Consider the following 16,600-nt stretch of genomic DNA (forward strand, 5'->3'; position numbering starts at 1 on the left):
CGGTTACTCAGGTGACTGATGCGCCAAGCCAGTTGCTGGAAAACCGAAACAGCAGGAAGTGTCACTCCGTTGTGGTCGAACCGGTAAACTGCTCATCGAAAGAACACAATTCACCGCGATGGTCTAATGAAATTAATCAAAACTGTTATATAGCGGGCGTAATGGTTGTTTCGCTGTGGACGATAGTTACCATCGAATGGCGTTTTGAGAGTTAATTAAATTATTCAATCTCGTCTCCGCCATTTCGCGGGTAAGGTTTTCCGACAAAAAGATTTCGCAAAACTTTATGTGAGCCGCGCCGGGTACTGCTTTTAAGGGCTTGTCTGTTCTACTGGATTGGATAGAACGGCTAAATCGGCATCCCAATTGCCCCCACCCGTGTTGATAATGACTCCTCCCCAAACAGAGTATTGCAAATTTGGCATGTATACTGCTCTAGGCCCACTTATTGTCCTTGTATGTTAAGCCATTAAATGGAGGCGCAGATGGGTATTTCACGGTGGAGATGGTACGGTAGAGTAGCCGACTGGCATCGGCTTTTGTTCAATTTGTTATTTTTTGTCCTATGCGGCGCAATTCTCGCGGCGCAACCGGCGCTGGCGCAGAACTTCACCTACCAGGCCGAGATGGGGGCGATGCGTTACGGCCACTCCGTCACGCTGCTGCCGAGCGGCAAGGTATTGATCGCCGGTGGCTACAACGACACCTCGTGCCTCAACTCCGCCGACATTTACGACCCCAAGACAGGAGCGATTTCCAAGGCACGCCCCATGCTCTTTCCCCGGAAGGATCATTCCGCTACCCTCATGGCAAACGGAAAGGTCCTCATTGTCGGGGGGCGCAATGGATTGGAGACAGTAAAGGCTGCCGAAATATTTGATCCCGCCACCGGCGTCTTCAACAAGACCAAAGGAACACCCATCGATCGGATCGGACACTCGAGCACCCTGCTCCCCTCCGGCAAGGTCCTTATTTCGGGAGGCACCACGGGCAACGCACCGGCGACGACAGCCGAGATTTACGATCCCAAGGCTGACTCCTTTGTCACGCTTCCCTCCAAATCCGCGGCGCGGATGAACCAGAACGCAATCCTGCTGCAAAACGGCAAGGTCCTGATTACCGGCGGCCTGCAAGACGACGTCTACGTCGCAACGGCAGAAATCTTCGACCCCACCACCGGAAAATTCGCAGTCACCGGGTCCATGACCACCCCTCGCTCCGCCCACTCCGCCACGCTTCTCGCAGACGGCAAGGTACTGATCGTCGGCGGACGCAACGGGTCCAACATCTTGCAAACCGCGGAGATCTTTGATCCCGCCACCGGCAGTTTCACCGCGGTCTCTGCACTGGGCTCAGGGCGCTCCGACTGCACCTCCACCCTTTTGCCCAACGGCACGGTCCTGGTTGCCGGGGGGCGCGATGAGAAAGGCTACCTAAGCAGTGCCGAGGTCTTCGACCCGGCCAGCGGGGTCTTTGTCCCCACGGTAAATATGACCTCGGTTCGCGACGTTCACTCGGCCATCCTTCTTCAGAACGGAACCGTCCTTATCACCGGCGGTTGGAACGGCCTTTCCGCAGCGAGTAGCGCAGAGATTTTCAACCCGGAGTTGCCGAAAAAAACCTACAAGCTCCTGCTGAATATGGTGGGAAATGAAGACGTCACAGTCGGGTTCTCCCCCGGCGAGAAATGTTCAGGTACCTGCAACCAGTGGTTCCCCGCCGGCACTATGGTGAACCTCTCGCCGGTCCTTTCGGAAAATTCCCAGTTTCTCGGGTGGTCGGGGTGCGACTCCACGTCGGGTACCGTCTGCAGCGTGGCCATGAACGACAACCGGCTGGTCAAGCTGAAGAGCACCGGCGTCACAGCATCCGGCAGTGCAAACCAGGTCGCCATTACCGCAACGGCTGGCCCCCACGGGGCGATCTCCCCCGCGGGAATAACCATGGTCGACCGCTTCGGAAACCTGACCTACACCATCACTGCCGATACCGGCTACCATATTGAAGACGTGCTGGTAGACGGCAGTAACGATCTCGGGGCCATTGACACGTTCACCTTCACCAACGTCAAGGAATCCCATACCATCTCGGCGACCTTCGCCCTCGATGGCGCCTTCACTATAACGGCAGGAGTTGCGGACCCTGCCACCGGTTCCATCTCCCCTTCCGGACCAGTCTCGGTCAAGACGGGGAACAGCCAATCCTTCACCGCGACCCCGGCTGCCGGGTACGCCATTCAGGACCTTATCGTCGACAACACATCGGTCGGTGCGGTCACGGACTACACTTTCTCCGATGTGACGGCGAATCATAGCATCACCGCCTCCTTCGCCCGATCAGTTTTCACCATTACCGCAACGGCTGGACCCGACGGGACCATCACCCCGGAAGGACCATCCAGTGTCACCAGCGGTTCAAACCAGAGCTACACCATCACCGCCGCCGCAAACTACCAGGTCAAGGACGTCGTCGTCGACGGCACCTCGGTGGGGGCGGTAACCTCGTACACCTTCAGCGAGGTGACGGCGAACCACACCATCGCAGCCACCTTCACCCCTATTGTCTATACCGTGACGGCAAGCGCCGGCGCCAACGGGAACATCACCCCCGGGGGGGCAACCGGGGTCAAAAGCGGTACGGACCAGAGCTACGCCATCACCCCCGCTTTGAACTACAAGGTGGCTGACGTCGTCGTCGACGGCGTTTCCGCTGGGGCGGTGACAAGCTACACCTTCTTCAGTGTGAACGCCAACCACACCATCGCCGCCACCTTCACTCCCATTGTGTACACCATCGTGGCCACTGAAGGTCCCAACGGGAGTATCAGCCCGGCAGGGGCGACGAGTGTCAACAGCGGCACGAGCCGGAGCTATACCATCACCGCCGCCCCCAACTATAAGGTGGCCGATGTCGTGGTTGACGGCGTTTCGGTAGGTGCGGTAACAAGCTATAGCTTCGAAAACATCACCGCCAACCACTCCATTGCCGCAACGTTCACCCCCATCATCTACAACATCACGGCCACTGCCGGAGCCAACGGGGGCATCACGCCCGCCGGGACAACCCAAGTGAACAGCGGCAGCAGCCAGAGCTATACCATTAGTGCCGCCGCCAACTACCAGGTGGCCAATGTCGTAGCGGACGGTGTCTCCCTGGGGCCGGTCTCGACGTACAGCTTCACCAACGTAACCGCTAACCACACCATTGCAGCCACCTTTGCCCCCATCGTGTACACCATCACGGCCAGCGCCGGGCCCAACGGAACGGTCGACCCCGCCGGGGCTCTGGGGGTCAACGCCGGCTCCGACCAAAGCTACACCATCACCGCCGCCGCCAACTTCAAGGTGGCCGATGTGCTCGTCGACGGGGCCTCGGTTGGGCCTGTTACGAGCTACAGCTTCACCAACGTCAGCGCCGGCCACACGCTCAGCGCCACCTTTACCCCCATTGTCTATACGATCACGGCGACAGCCGGGGTAAACGGTACCATCGATCCGGCCGGAACCAGCAGCGTGAACAGCGGCACCACCAAGGCCTATACCATCCTCGCCGACGCGCACTACCGGATTGCCGATGTCCAGGTGGACGGAGTTTCCGTAGGCGCGGTGTCAAGCTACAGCTTCGAAAACATCACCGCCAACCACACCATTGCCGCCACCTTTACCCCCATCGTCTACACCCTGACGGCCAGCGCCGGCGCCAACGGCACCATCGACCCGGTGGGCCCGAGGGAGGTGAACAGCGGTACCAGCGCGGTCTACGCCATCACGCCGCTCCCCAACTACAAGATCGCCGATGTCGTCGTCGATGGGAACTCGGTGGGCGCCACCACGAGCTACACCTTCAGTAACATCACCGGCGATCACACCATCGCGGCGACCTTCGCCCCCATCATCTACACCATCACTGCCACCGCGGACGCCAATGGCAGCGTGACCCCGGCGGGCTCCACCGATGTCATCAGCGGCTCCACCCATAGCTACGCCATCACCCCGTCGCCGAACTACAAGGTGGCCAACGTCCTGGTGGACGGCTCTTCCGTCGGCGCCGTCACCAGCTACACCTTCGTCAACGTGACAGGTAACCACACCATCTCCGCGACCTTCACGCCGATCATGTACCAGATCAGCGCCAGCGCCGGTGCCAACGGGAGCATCACTCCCGTAGGGGCGACCAGCATAGCCAGCGGTTCCTCCATCACCTACACCATCACCCCCAGCACCGGCAGCACCGCGACCGACAGCTACAAGGTCGCCGCGGTCCTCGTCGACGGCAAGTCGGTGGGGGCGTTGAGAAGCTACACCTTCGCCAACGTCACGGCGGATCACACCATCACTGCGGCCTTCACACCGCTGGAGGCGAGCCTCGACTACTTCATCGTAACCGCCACTGCCGGCTTCGGGGGGAGCATCAGTTCCGCAGGTGACAGCGTGCTCTATCCCCACGATAACAGCCCGGTTTACAGCATCGCAGCCGCCCAGGGATATGACATTGCCCAGGTCACCGTCGACGGCGTTGCCATGGGGCCCATAACGAGCTACGCCTTCGCCGACGTCACAGCCAACCACACCATCACCGCATCCTTCACCCTCAAGACCTACGCCGTAATTGCGACAGCCGGTGCGAACGGAAGCGTGACCCCCGCCGGCACCAGCGAGGTGCCCTACGGCGGCAGCGTCACCTATACCATCACCCCTGCTGCCGGCTACCGGATTGCCGATGTCCAGCTTGACGGCAAGTCACTCGGTGCGGTCCCGAGCTACACCGTCAGCAACGTGACGGCAGATCACTCCCTCACGGCGGCGTTCGTTCCGATAACCTACCGCATTTCGGCCTCTGCCGGCGCGAACGGCAGCATCACCCCGGTAGGGGAGAGCATCCTGAACAGCGGCGCGAGCATAACCTACACCATCACCCCCATCGGCCTGTACCGGATCGCGGACGTGCAGGTGGACGGCGTCTCCGCCGGCAAGCTGTCAAGTTACACCTTTACCAGCGTCTCGGCTGACCACACCATCACCGCCAGCTTCGAGCCGCTGGTGGCCGGGGTCGACTACTTCGCCATCACCGCCACCACGACCACCTCGGGGGGGAGTATCACCCCCGCAGGGACCACCAATGTCCTCAAGGGAGCCAACAGCCCCGTCTATACGGTAACTCCGGATACCGGCCACGTTATTGTCTCCATCGGGGACAACGGGGTACAGATCGCCAAGCGCCCTGCAGCGCCATACACCTACACCTTCACCAACGTCCTTAAAGCGCACACGCTTACCGCGAGCTTCCAGCTCGCCACCTTCACCCTTACCCCCATTGCCACCGGCAATGGCACTATCTCGCCGGCGTACCCGGTTGCCCCGACCTACGGGTCGAGCTACTACTTCCGATTCACGCCCGCCGCCGGATACCACATCGGCGACGTCCTGCTCGACGGCACGTCGCTTGGGCCGGTGGACGGATACAATTTCACCAACATCACCGCAAACCACACCATAGAGGCCAGGTTCGAAGCAAACGCCGCCATCACCATCTCCGCCAGCGCTGGACCTAACGGCAGCATCACCCCTGCAGGTGACAGCTCCGTGCTGAGCGGCAGCAACGTAACCTACACCATGACACCGGCGCCAGGATACCGGGTCGCCGACGTGGTCGTCGATGGCGTCTCCAAAGGGGCGCTCACCAGTTACACCTTCACGAAGGTGTCCGCGGTCAACCACACCATCGCGGTCTCCTTCACGCTCAACGTCTACACCATCACCGCTGCCGCCGGCGCTAACGGGGCCATCACGCCTTCGGGTGTCACCACCAACATCGCCCCGGGGGCATCGCTCACCTACAACTTCACCCCTGCACTCGGGTACAAGGTGGCCAGCATCGTCGTCGACGGTTCATCGAAGGGAGCAGCCGACAGTTACACCTTCACGAACATCATGGCCGACCACACCATTAGTGTGAGCTTCACCCAGATCACCTACACCATCACCCAGTCCGCGGGCGAGGGGGGCGTGAACTATCCCAACACCCCGGCCTACATCGGCTACGGCGGCAACGCGACCTACACCATTCAACCGAGTCCCGGGTATCACGTGACCGACGTCCTCGTGGATGGCGTGTCGGTGGGCGCCGTGTCCACCTATACCTTCACGAACGTGACCGCTGACCATACCATCCAGTCCGTTTTCGGGTTGAACCCCACCGTAACCATCACCGCGACTGCCGGCGACAACGGCACCATCAGCCCTGCCGGAGCAGTGCCCGTCGTTTCCGGCAAGAGCATCACCTTCACCTTCACCCCTGCGGCAGCGTACCGCGTTGCCGACGTGGTGGTGGACAACGTCTCCAAGGGACCGCTGAGCAGCTACACCTTCACCAACGTCTCCGCTCAGGACCACACCATCACGGTGTCCTTCACCTTCGACTCCTACATCATCAGCACCAACGCCGGGGCGGGAGGGACCATCTCCCCTTCGGCCAATGTCGCCGTCGCCAAAGGGGGGGACAGCCCCATGTACACGGTAACCCCGAACCCCGGCTACCTGATCGTATCGGTCGGAGATAACGGGAGACAACTGGCGAAGGAGCCCACCGCACCCTATACCTACACCTTCACCAACGTCACCGCCAACCACGTCCTGAGCGCCGCGTTCAGGTTGCAGACCTTCACAATAACCCCGATCGTCGGCGCCAACGGCTCGATGTCGCCGGCCTATGCGGTGTACCCCACCTACGGTGCCAGCCAGTACTGCACGATCACCGCGAACCCGGGGTACCACGTGAAGGATGTGTTGATCGACGGTACGTCCGTGGGACCGGTGACAAGCTACAACTTCACCAACATCAACGCAAACCACACCATCGAGTCGATCTTCGAGGCAAATCCCGCGGTGACGGTGACAGCAAGTGCCGGGGCGGGGGGGACCATCACCCCATCCGGCGCCATAAGTGCGCTTACCGGGACCAGCCCGACCTTCACCTTCACACCAGACAGCGGATACCGGATCGCCGCTGTCACCGTGGACGGCAACTCCGTCGGGACCCCGTCGAGCTATACCTTCAGCAAGATCGCAGCAAACCATGATATCGCGGTAACTTTCACCGAGAACACCTACACCATCAACGCCATCACCGAACCCAATGGCAGCATTACCCCAGCCGGGAAAACCATCGCGAATGGCGGCGACAGCATTACCTACACCATCACTCCGGATCCGGGGTACAAGGTGCTGAACGTGGAGGTGGACGGCGTCTTCCAAGGGCCGCTGACTTCCTACACCTTCAGCAACATAAGTGCGAACCACACAATCGATCCGTCCTTTGCCTTGATAACTCCCTGATCCCGTTTTCCAGCTCACCACTCATTGGTGCCGGGGCACAACCCGGCACCACCCTTAGGCCCGGCAGGTTCATCCTGCCGGGCCTTCTTGTGCGTATCTTGATCGGTGCCGCGTCCCCTCCCCACTGAAGCCACCGCCATGTGGACAATGCAATCAGAACATGTCGTCGAGTACCGCTTGCGCATTGCTTAAATCCCGCTTAATTGTTTCGCCTTGACAACAGGCTGCCTAAGCGTGTAAGCAAGGTAAAATAAATTTAGTGATAGACGACAATACTAAACCATTCGCGAGAGTGGGGCGGAAAGCCTAAAGGGTCTCCAGGAGACAGCCGGGTTGCCGAAATATCAAATGATATTCAGCCCCGGCTTTTTTGCGTCCGCGAGAGGGAGCCGGGGGATGCCCAAGGGGGAACGATGGACCGTTCACAGCGAGCGGCGCAGGCAGGGGAGCGCACCGCCAGGAAGATGTTAGGGGAGATCTTCGTGGAGAGGGGCATACTCTCCGCCCTGACCGTGGAAAGGCTCGTCGCGTATGCACGCAAGAAGGGAAAGCGTTTCGGAACCGTGCTGGAGGAGTTGGAGCTGGTGACGCCGGACGAGTTGGCCCAGGCGCTGGCGCAGCAGCACGGCATGAAGTTCCTCGGGGACTTTCACCGCTACAAGTATTCCGAGGCACTGCTCGGGTTGATCCCGACCAAGGTGGCCCTGGCCAATCTGATCTTTCCGCTGAAGATGCAGGACGGGAAGTTGGCCGTCGCCATCAGCGACCCGACCCTTTCCGGCGTGCTGCGCACCTTGACGGAAGAACATGGCCTCACCGTACTACCCTACGTGGCCCCCCGGCGCGAGATCATGCTGGCCATCAAGCTGCACTACCTGAAATCCGCCCCGGCGGCGGCAACCGACAAGAAAAGCGTGCTGGTCGTGGATGACGACCAGGCGGTGAGCCATTTCATCAGCTCCTCGCTGAAGCGCAAGGGATACCACGCCGTCTGTGCCGGCGACGGCATGGAGGCCTTCAAGGAGATCATGTCCAGCCGGTTCGACCTGGTGATCACCGACAAGGAGATGCCCAAGCTGAACGGCTACGCCGTGTTGGAGAGCCTGCGCACCTTCCCGGAGACGGCGAACGTGCCGGTGATCCTCATGACCTCCGCCGCCACGGTGGATGAAGAAGCCACCGCGTTGCGGCGGGGCTTTTTCGACTTCATGTCCAAACCCCTGCGCGAAGCCACCCTTTCCGTCAAAGTCCAGCGCGCCTTGGCCATGACCGAAGAGTATTGAGCGCTACGCGGAGATCCTGAAACAGCAAAGGCCGCCCGTTGCCGGGCGGCCTTTTGAATTGGTTGGTGGTGCGAGAGAGGGGACTTGAACCCCTATACCTTGCGGTGCCAGATCCTAAGTCTGGTGCGTCTGCCAATTCCGCCACTCTCGCAAAATCGCACAGCTGAAACAACAAACCCCGCTTTTTAAACGGGGTCGCTTTTTATAGGTTGGGGTGGGTAGTGGGATTCGAACCCACGTATGAACGAGTCACAGTCGTTTGTGTTAACCGCTTCACCATACCCACCATATTCAATTGTGGTACGCCTGAGAGGGTTCGAACCTCTGACCTACGGCTTAGAAGGCCGTTGCTCTATCCAGCTGAGCTACAGGCGCAGAAGTAGAGCCTGCAATGAGTGGTCGGGGTGAGAGGATTCGAACCTCCGGCCCCCTGCTCCCAAGGCAGGTGCGCTAGCCAGGCTGCGCTACACCCCGATTCAAGAAGCACGTTTATAGCACAGCGTTTCGGGGTGTGCAAGATCTTTTTTCTCGTAAACACAACAACCAACGGAACAGGGATGAAGGGGATGACAGGGATAAATTCCCTCCAAGGATGAGCACCCTTCATCCCCTTTATCCCTTTCATCCCTGTTAGTCGTTCTTTGCGTCTTGGCGGCTTTGCGTGAGCGCCTCTTTGAGCATCCGCATCGCACGGCCGCGGTGGCTGATGGCGTTCTTCACGTTCATGGGAAGTTCCGAGAAGGTCTGCCCGTACTCGGGGACCAGGAACAACGGATCGTACCCGAAGCCCCCCTCGCCCCGCGGCGCCTCCAGGATCTCCCCCGCCAGCATGCCGTCGAAGGTCTGGCAGGTCCCGTCGGGAAGGCAGAGCGCGATGACGCAGTGGAATGCACCCGTGCGCTCCTCGCGCGGCACGCCGGCCAGCTCCTTCAATAGGAGCGCGTTGTTGTCGGCATCGTTGGCGTGCTCGCCGGCAAAGCGCGCCGAGAAGACGCCGGGACGCCCGCCGAGGTAGTCGACGCAGAGCCCGGAATCGTCGGCGAGCACCGGCTTCCCGGTGAACCGGGCCGCCGAGAGCGCCTTCTTGATCGCGTTCGCCTCGAAGGTGTCGCCGTCCTCCACCACCTCCGGGAGATCCGGAACGTCGGCGGGAGAAAGGATCGTCTCCACAACCCCGCGCAACAGTTCGGCGAACTCTCTCAGCTTCCCCTTGTTGCCCGACGCTACCAGGAGCTCTTTCATGCCTGAAGCGCCTCCCGCTGCAGTTCGAAGAGCCGGGAGAGCCCGAGCATGGCGTGGCTGCGCATGGCGTCCATCTGCTCTAATGTGAACGGCTCCGCCTCGGCGGTTCCCTGCACCTCGACAAAACGCATGGACGAGGTCATCACGAAGTTCATGTCCACCTCGGCGCTGGAGTCCTCCGGGTAGTCGAGATCGAGGAAGGGAACGCCGTCGATGATGCCGACGCTCACCGCGGCCACCGCCTCGCGCAGCGGGCTTTCGCTCAGTTCGCCGTTGTCCACAAGGTTCTGCAGCGCGTCAGCGAGCGCCACGTAGGCGCCGGTGATGGAAGCGGTGCGGGTGCCGCCGTCGGCCTGGATCACGTCGCAGTCGATGAGGATGGAGCGCTCGCCGAGCTTCTCCATGTCCACCACCGCGCGCAGCGACCTACCTATCAGGCGCTGGATCTCGTGGGTGCGTCCCGAGAGTTTCCCCTTCGCTGACTCACGCTGGTTGCGGGTGTGGGTAGCGCGCGGCAGCATGCAGTACTCGGCCGTCACCCAGCCGGTCCCCTTCCCTTTCAAAAACGACGGAACCCTTGCCTCCACCGTCGCGTTGCAGATGACCTTGGTGTCACCAAACTCGATCAGGACCGACCCCTCGGCGTGCTTCAGGTAGTTGCGGGTGATCTTAACATCTCTGAGTGCGTCCGCCGCGCGGCCATTGCTACGTGTCATCTCTGTCTCCCAAAGCCGTTCAACGCTCAACGTTCAACGTTCGTTTATCCTTCTTCTATTTAAAGCCGCCATTTCTCCGACGGCTGCATCTTCGACTCGACCTGAAGGGGTCAAGGTGCAACAGACCACGTTCGCGGTCAGTCCCCCGTGCCGCCGTTCCCCGGCGGTGACACCCCGATCCGGACCTGACCGTTGCACGTCAACCGCCCGAGCCGGCTATTCACCCGGCCACTCGATGTTCGGTTCAACGTCGAACATTGAACGGCTGCCGAGTCAGTTGCCGCTGGGCGCTGTTTTGAGCTGCGGCACGACGTTCACCTTGCCGCGGCCGCCGTTGTCGTAGATTCTGGGTCCGCTCTCCCCCCAGAAGTTGTTGGGGGCGCGGAACTCCTCGGTCCCGGCGTTGTAGATATCGTGCCCGCTGTTGCCGCTGATGACGTTGTCCCAGGCCACGCCTGCGCCGTCGAAGACAAGCATCCCCTGCATCCCGTTGCCGGTGATCAGGTTGCCGTTCACCCGGACCCGCGAGCCGGTCAGGGACAGACCGTAATCGCTGTTGCGCGCGAGCTTCATGCCGCTCACACTGCCCTCGCACTCCAAAAGGGTCACCCCGCGCCCGTTGTCCAGCGCCGCCCCGCCGGCGAGCTTGACCCGGCAGTTGTCGCACGAGAGGGCGGAGCGGTTCATGGCGAGACTGGCATCCTGCAGGTAAATGGAACTTTTTTGTGCCGAGATCCCCACCCGGTTGCCGATCAGGTTCAAGCCTCGCAGGGTCGCCTCGCTGTTGGCGAAGACAAGGCCCGTCTCGCAGTCCGAGGTGCCCCCCGTTTCCATCTGCAGCAGCGCATCCTGGAAGCGCATGCCGACCGCGCAGCGCTCGGCCCGCACACCCTTCAGAGTCAGGTTTGAAAAGAGCGCCTCCAGTCCCGTCTGCGCGCCGTCGATGCGGCAGTTCTCCAAGACGTTTTTCTTTTCGCTCCCCAGCAGGGTCACCCCCTGCCAGTCTCCCGGCGTCGAATTGGCGAAGTTGGAAGTAAAGCGGATAGGGTCATCCTTGGTGCCCGAAGCGACGAGGCGTCCCTGCACGACCAGGATCGGATTGTGCCCCTCGCTCTTTTTGAAGCGGACCACCGTTCCAGGTTCCACGGTCAGCGTCGCCTGGGAAGCCACCGACACCGCGCCCTGCACCAGCACCTCCCCGCGCCAGACCGTGTCCTCGGTCAGCATCTGGTCGACGTAGGAGAGCGCAGGGTTGAACGGTGCCTCAACGCGCTGCGCCACCGGTGCAGCCGGAGTTGCAGCCGCGCCAGCCTCGTCGCCCGCAGTCTTGACCGAACCGGTCTCGGCAGCCGCGATCTTGACCAGCGCCGTCTTGTCCGCCGTCCTGTCCACCGTCCTGTCCGCCGTCCTGTCCGCCGGCTTGTCGGCCGAAGCGCCAGCGAAGGCTGAAGCGTCAGCGAAGGCTGAAGCGTCAGCGAAGGCCGAAGCCTTGGCCAAGGGGGGCGTGCCCACCGTAGCCTTGGCGAAGAAGGGCGTGCCCACCGTAGCCTTGGCGAAGGTGGGAAGCAAAAAGGCCGCCAGAAGCGGCCCGCAGATAAATGGTGTCAGGTATCGTCTCATTGGACAGGGATCTGTAGGCTTTCCTGGTGGTAGACCTTGTTCTTGCCGCAGCGCTTGGCGAGGTAAAGCAACGAGTCCACGATATTGAACAGCTCGTCCATCTTGTCAGCGTTCTCGGGATAGCTCGCCACCCCGATACTCACCGTTACGCCGCGATTGGTCCCCTCCACCAGCCTGCTGGCGGTGCCGTTTTGCACGCTGTCGCGCAGACGCTCCGCCGCGAGGATGGCCTGCTCCAGGCGCGTCTCCGGCAAGAGCACGATGAACTCCTCCCCGCCGTAGCGGAAGGCGACGTCGACGCCGCGGATGGTCTGCAGGATCAGTTCACCCATCAGCTCCAAAAGACGGTCGCCGGCGGCGTGGCCGTAGCTGTCGTTGTAGGACTTGAAGTCGTCCACGTCCATCATGATGATGGAAAACGGCTTGTGGTAGCGCCTGGCGCGCGCCATCTCCTGCCGGAAGTACTGCTTGAAGTAGCGGTGGTTGTGCAGCCCGGTCAGCGAGTCGGTGATCGCCAAAAGCTTGGTCTGCTTGTGCAGCGTGGCGTTGTGGATCGCCATGGCGGCAAAGGAGGCCAGGATGGAGAGCAGGTTCAGCTTCTCCCGGTCGAACTGCCTCGGGGCGAAGTCGTCCAGGTAGAGAATACCCACGATCCGCTCCTGGAAGATAAGGGGCACGCAGACCAGCGAGCGGATCCCCTCGTTCAGGGCGATCGGGTTGTTGAAGAAGGGGGTTTTCTCGGTGTCCTCTATATAGAAGATCTCCCCCCCCCTGAGCACCTGCTCGGTCAGCCCCCCCGGGGCAACCTCCCAGCGCTCCTTCTTCACGAAGTCGGCCGTAAGACCCGAATGCGCGTGCAGACTGAGCTCGCGCTTCGCATCGTAATAGAGCGCAACGCTCCCCGCCGGGGTTTCGGCAAATCTCATCGCGGAGGTGAGGATGGCTTGCAGCACCGTGTCCAGGTCGAGCGTAGAGACGACGGCTTTGGCAACCTCAATCAGGTCTTTGAGCGCCTTAACTTGGGACTCGAGCGACTCTTTCTGGCTGTTGCAATCACACTGGGTCATGGAGGCTCCCGGCAGGAAAATTAGCCAGCCATTAATATCACAGCGACGCCGTGCTTGTAAATGGCCGAGCTGTGTAAACATCGGCAATTTCGTTTTTTATGAGGGGCGGAAATTTTAATCTATTAACGCTTGACTTCGTCATACATCTTGTGGTTTATTTCTGGCCGCCCACAAAATGTAGGGCCCCAAGCAAATGACATGGCTACATGTTGAATATTCCAAGGAGGACGAAAGGTTATGAAGAAAACAGTCGAAAAGGGTCAGATCCCGGGTCTCACCAAGAACGCATTGACGGTGCTGGAGAAGCGCTATTTGAAGAGGGACCAGACCGGGAAGCCCCTTGAGACTGCATCCGACATGTTCCGTCGCGTGGCCACGGCGATCGCGCAGGCGGACACCGTGTTCGACAAGAAGGCGGACATCTCGGCGCTCTCCGACAGGTTCTACAGCATGATGACCAACTTCGAGTTCCTCCCCAACTCCCCGACCCTGATGAACGCCGGTCGCGAACTGGGGCAGCTCTCCGCCTGCTTCGTGCTTCCCGTGGGCGACAGCATGGAGGAAATCTTCGAATCCGTCAAGTACACCGCGCTGATCCACAAGTCCGGCGGCGGCACCGGTTTCTCCTTCTCGCGCCTGCGTCCGGCAAACGACGTGGTCATGTCCACCACCGGCATCTCCAGCGGCCCCCTCTCCTTCATGAGGGTGTTCGACGTCGCCACCGAGACCATCAAGCAGGGCGGCACCCGTCGCGGCGCCAACATGGCGATCCTGCGCGTCGATCATCCGGACATCATGGACTTCATCATGTGCAAGAACGACCAGCGCCAGCTGAACAACTTCAACATCTCCGTCGGCATCACCGAGGAGTTCATGAAGGCGGTCGACGCGGACAAGGACTACACCCTGATGAACCCGCGCGACAAGAAGCCGGCCGGCTCCCTGAACGCGCGCAAGGTGTTCGCCCGCATCGTTAAGCAGGCCTGGGAGAACGGCGAGCCCGGGATCATCTTCCTGGACCGCTTGAACAAGGACAACCCGACCCCGCACATCGGCGAGATCGAGTCCACCAACCCCTGCGGCGAGCAGCCGCTGCTCCCGTACGAGTCCTGCAACCTGGGCTCCATCAACCTGGGCAAGTTCGTGGTCCACGGCAAGGTGAACTGGGACAAGCTGAAGGAGACCGTGCGCACCGCCGTTCACTTCCTGGACAACGTCATCGAGGTGAACAACTACCCGCTGCCGCAGATCGACGAGATGACCCGCTCCAACCGCAAGATCGGTCTGGGCGTCATGGGTTGGGCCGACATGCTGATCATGCTCGGCATCCCCTACGGCTCCGAGGAGTCCGTCGAGCTGGGCGAGAAGGTGATGCAGTTCATCAACGAGGAAGGAAAGATCGCCTCCCGCGAGCTCGCCAAGACCCGCGGCCCCTTCCCCAACTTCAAGGGTAGCGTGTACGACGTCCCGGGCGGCGATCCGATCAGGAACGCGACCGTCACCACCATCGCCCCGACCGGCACCATCTCCATCATCGCCAACGCCTCCTCCGGCGTCGAGCCGCTCTTCGCGGTCAGCTTCGTGCGCCAGGTGATGGACAAGAACATCCTGGTCGAAGTGAACCCGCTGTTCGAGAAAGTCGCCAAGGAGCAGGGCTTCTACAGCGAGGAGCTGATGCAGCGGATCGCCGAGCACGGCACCGTGCACGACATCAGCGCCATCCCCGAGGACGTGCGCGACGTGTTCGTCACCGCCCACGACATCAGCCCGGAAGAGCACATCACCATGCAGGCCGCCTTCCAGCGCCACACCGACAACGCCGTCTCCAAGACCGTGAACTTCCCGCGTGAAGCCACCATCGAGGACGTCGAGGAAGTGTACCGTCTGGCCTACCAGATGAACTGCAAGGGGGTCACCATCTACCGCGACGGTTCCCGCGACGAGCAGGTGCTCTCCGTCGGCAAGAAGGAAGAGCCCAAGGCCGCCGTGCCCCTGACCGCGGAAGAGAAGCGCAGCATCAAGCGCGAGCGTCCCAAGGCGCTCAAGGGTTGGACCTACCAGATGCAGACCGGCTGCGGTCCGCTGTACATCACCATCAACGAAGACGCCTCCGGTCTCTTCGAAGTCTTCACCACCATGGGCAAAGCCGGCGGCTGCGCCGCGAGCCAGTCCGAGGCCATCGGGCGCATGGTATCGCTCGCCTGGAGAAGCGGCGTGCAGGCCCGTCAGGTCGTGAAGCAGCTCCTCGGCATCTCCTGCCACAGCCCGAGCGGTTTCGGCGACAACAAGGTCCTTTCCTGCGCCGACGCCGTCGCCAAGGCGATCCAGTCGCACCTGGCCCTCACCGGTCATGCCGAAGTCATCGAAGCCCCCGCCTTCGAGAGAGGCGCCTGCCCTGAGTGTGGTGGTGTCGTGGAGCACGAAGGCGGCTGCGCAGTATGCCGCGTCTGCGGCTACTCCGAGTGTGCCTAGCGAGTCAGTTGAACGCTACTATTGCGAGGGGTCTTAGAAAGACAGGCTGAGCAAAAAGCATCAAATAGAAGTAGAAGCAAACGAAGGGGGACCCCACCAGCCATACGCCGTTTCAGCAGAGATGCTGCAGCGACGCATTGCGGTGCGGTCCCCCTTTCCACTTGGATCGCTCCTGACTTTCCACCAATCCCCTCTCCCTCCGGGAGAGGGTGCCCGAAGGGCGGGTGAGGGAGCGTGAACAGCGTCCTTTAAAAGGATCTCAGATGCCAACAATCTCAATTTTCTTCGGCATCATAATCAGAATGTACTTCTCTCCAGGCGAGCATCCGCCGCCACATTTTCACGTGTATTACAACGAGTTTAAAGCTTCAGTCGATATAAGGACTTGTGAGATAATGGAAGGAGAGCTTCCACGAAAGCAGGTAAAGCTGGTGTTGGCGTGGGCTGAATTGCACCAGGAAGAGTTAATAGCGGATTGGCAACTCGTCATGAACGGCGAGGCCCCCTTGAAGATCCAGCCTCTTCAGTAAAGGAGTGGATATGTATCCGGCGGTAATGGAAGTGATACCGGAAGATGATTATATTTTACGGGTTGTATTCGATAATGGTGAAACCGGGTTTCTCGACATGAAGCCCCTCTTGGAATTCGGTGTCTTCCAAAAGCTTAAAGATAGAGATGCGTTCAAGCGGGTGAAGGTTTCCTTTGACACTTTGGAGTGGGATTGCGGTGCTGATCTTGACCCCGAGTATGTCTACCAAAAGTGCACGGCAACAGAACCTGCAATGAAAAGTGTAGGTCCGACAGACCGGCCTGAGGCGGATTCTGCAGTGGGCGAAAGCGGGGAAAAGTATGGAAGGTAAGCCTC

At 60.7% G+C, this 16,600-nt stretch carries 9 protein-coding genes, 4 tRNA genes and 1 riboswitch; of the genes, 5 read left to right on the plus strand and 8 right to left on the minus strand.

Annotated features, from left to right (window positions below):
• Window positions 1-485 precede the first annotated feature (485 nt).
• Together KP003_RS13710 and KP003_RS13715 are read left to right on the plus strand one after the other, a co-directional pair.
• A complete protein-coding gene (locus tag KP003_RS13710) occupies window positions 486-7,334 on the plus strand; it encodes an InlB B-repeat-containing protein (RefSeq protein ID WP_217299710.1) in 6,849 nt (2,282 codons plus the stop codon).
• Window positions 7,335-7,598: 264 nt separating this feature from the next.
• A riboswitch (cyclic di-GMP riboswitch) is annotated at window positions 7,599-7,675 on the plus strand.
• A 72-nt stretch (window positions 7,676-7,747) separates the two neighbouring features.
• Window positions 7,748-8,617, plus strand: a complete 870-nt coding sequence (locus KP003_RS13715; RefSeq protein ID WP_216500671.1) for a response regulator — start codon at window positions 7,748-7,750, stop codon at window positions 8,615-8,617.
• Between the two features lie 66 nt (window positions 8,618-8,683).
• On the opposite strand, the gene KP003_RS13720 is transcribed toward KP003_RS13715, so the two are convergent.
• From KP003_RS13720 to KP003_RS13755, 8 genes are all read right to left on the minus strand, one after another.
• Window positions 8,684-8,768 (minus strand) — tRNA-Leu (locus KP003_RS13720).
• Between the two features lie 59 nt (window positions 8,769-8,827).
• A tRNA-His gene (locus KP003_RS13725) sits at window positions 8,828-8,903 on the minus strand.
• A 12-nt stretch (window positions 8,904-8,915) separates the two neighbouring features.
• Window positions 8,916-8,992: transfer RNA gene (locus KP003_RS13730), tRNA-Arg, on the minus strand.
• 21 nt (window positions 8,993-9,013) lie between these two features.
• A tRNA-Pro gene (locus tag KP003_RS13735) sits at window positions 9,014-9,091 on the minus strand.
• A 156-nt stretch (window positions 9,092-9,247) separates the two neighbouring features.
• Complete coding sequence (locus KP003_RS13740) at window positions 9,248-9,859, minus strand: XTP/dITP diphosphatase (protein ID WP_216788805.1); 612 nt, start codon at window positions 9,857-9,859, stop codon at window positions 9,248-9,250.
• Window positions 9,856-10,575 (minus strand): ribonuclease PH, encoded by a 720-nt coding sequence (gene rph / locus KP003_RS13745; protein WP_216500673.1) that lies wholly within the window; start codon window positions 10,573-10,575, stop codon window positions 9,856-9,858. The genes KP003_RS13740 and rph overlap by 4 nt, the downstream gene beginning before the upstream one ends.
• 273 nt (window positions 10,576-10,848) lie before the next feature.
• Window positions 10,849-12,195: a beta-helix domain-containing protein gene (locus KP003_RS13750; RefSeq protein ID WP_239027535.1), complete on the minus strand. Its 1,347-nt coding sequence runs from the start codon at window positions 12,193-12,195 to the stop codon at window positions 10,849-10,851.
• The gene (locus tag KP003_RS13755; protein ID WP_216500674.1) at window positions 12,192-13,262 is read right to left on the minus strand and encodes a sensor domain-containing diguanylate cyclase; all 1,071 of its coding nucleotides are present in this window, start codon (window positions 13,260-13,262) and stop codon (window positions 12,192-12,194) included. Before KP003_RS13755 ends, KP003_RS13750 begins: the two co-directional genes overlap by 4 nt.
• Window positions 13,263-13,499: 237 nt before the next feature.
• On the opposite strand from KP003_RS13755, the gene KP003_RS13760 reads away from it, so the two are divergent.
• The 3 genes from KP003_RS13760 to KP003_RS13770 all read left to right on the plus strand — a co-directional run bounded on the left by KP003_RS13760 (window position 13,500) and on the right by KP003_RS13770 (window position 16,595).
• Window positions 13,500-15,734, plus strand: coding sequence for a vitamin B12-dependent ribonucleotide reductase (locus KP003_RS13760; RefSeq protein WP_216500675.1), 2,235 nt, complete (start codon window positions 13,500-13,502; stop codon window positions 15,732-15,734).
• A 263-nt stretch (window positions 15,735-15,997) separates the two neighbouring features.
• Entirely contained in the window at window positions 15,998-16,264 is a 267-nt protein-coding gene (locus KP003_RS13765) for a DUF4160 domain-containing protein (RefSeq protein ID WP_216788806.1), read from the plus strand.
• 10 nt (window positions 16,265-16,274) lie between these two features.
• Window positions 16,275-16,595, plus strand: a complete 321-nt coding sequence (locus tag KP003_RS13770; protein ID WP_216788808.1) for a DUF2442 domain-containing protein — start codon at window positions 16,275-16,277, stop codon at window positions 16,593-16,595.
• The last annotated feature ends 5 nt before the right edge of the window (window positions 16,596-16,600 follow it).

This window comes from Geomonas diazotrophica, from assembly GCF_019063885.1.
In the GTDB taxonomy this organism is placed as follows: Bacteria; Desulfobacterota; Desulfuromonadia; order Geobacterales; family Geobacteraceae; genus Geomonas; species Geomonas diazotrophica.

Coding starts and splice junctions, on each gene's coding strand:
- KP003_RS13710 (WP_217299710.1), top strand. CDS start 486: ATGGGTATTTCACGGTGGAGATGGTACGGTAGAGTAGCCGACTGGCAT.
- KP003_RS13715 (WP_216500671.1), top strand. CDS start 7,748: ATGGACCGTTCACAGCGAGCGGCGCAGGCAGGGGAGCGCACCGCCAGG.
- KP003_RS13740 (WP_216788805.1), bottom strand. CDS start 9,859: ATGAAAGAGCTCCTGGTAGCGTCGGGCAACAAGGGGAAGCTGAGAGAG.
- rph (WP_216500673.1), bottom strand. CDS start 10,575: ATGACACGTAGCAATGGCCGCGCGGCGGACGCACTCAGAGATGTTAAG.
- KP003_RS13750 (WP_239027535.1), bottom strand. CDS start 12,195: ATGAGACGATACCTGACACCATTTATCTGCGGGCCGCTTCTGGCGGCC.
- KP003_RS13755 (WP_216500674.1), bottom strand. CDS start 13,262: ATGACCCAGTGTGATTGCAACAGCCAGAAAGAGTCGCTCGAGTCCCAA.
- KP003_RS13760 (WP_216500675.1), top strand. CDS start 13,500: ATGAAGAAAACAGTCGAAAAGGGTCAGATCCCGGGTCTCACCAAGAAC.
- KP003_RS13765 (WP_216788806.1), top strand. CDS start 15,998: ATGCCAACAATCTCAATTTTCTTCGGCATCATAATCAGAATGTACTTC.
- KP003_RS13770 (WP_216788808.1), top strand. CDS start 16,275: ATGTATCCGGCGGTAATGGAAGTGATACCGGAAGATGATTATATTTTA.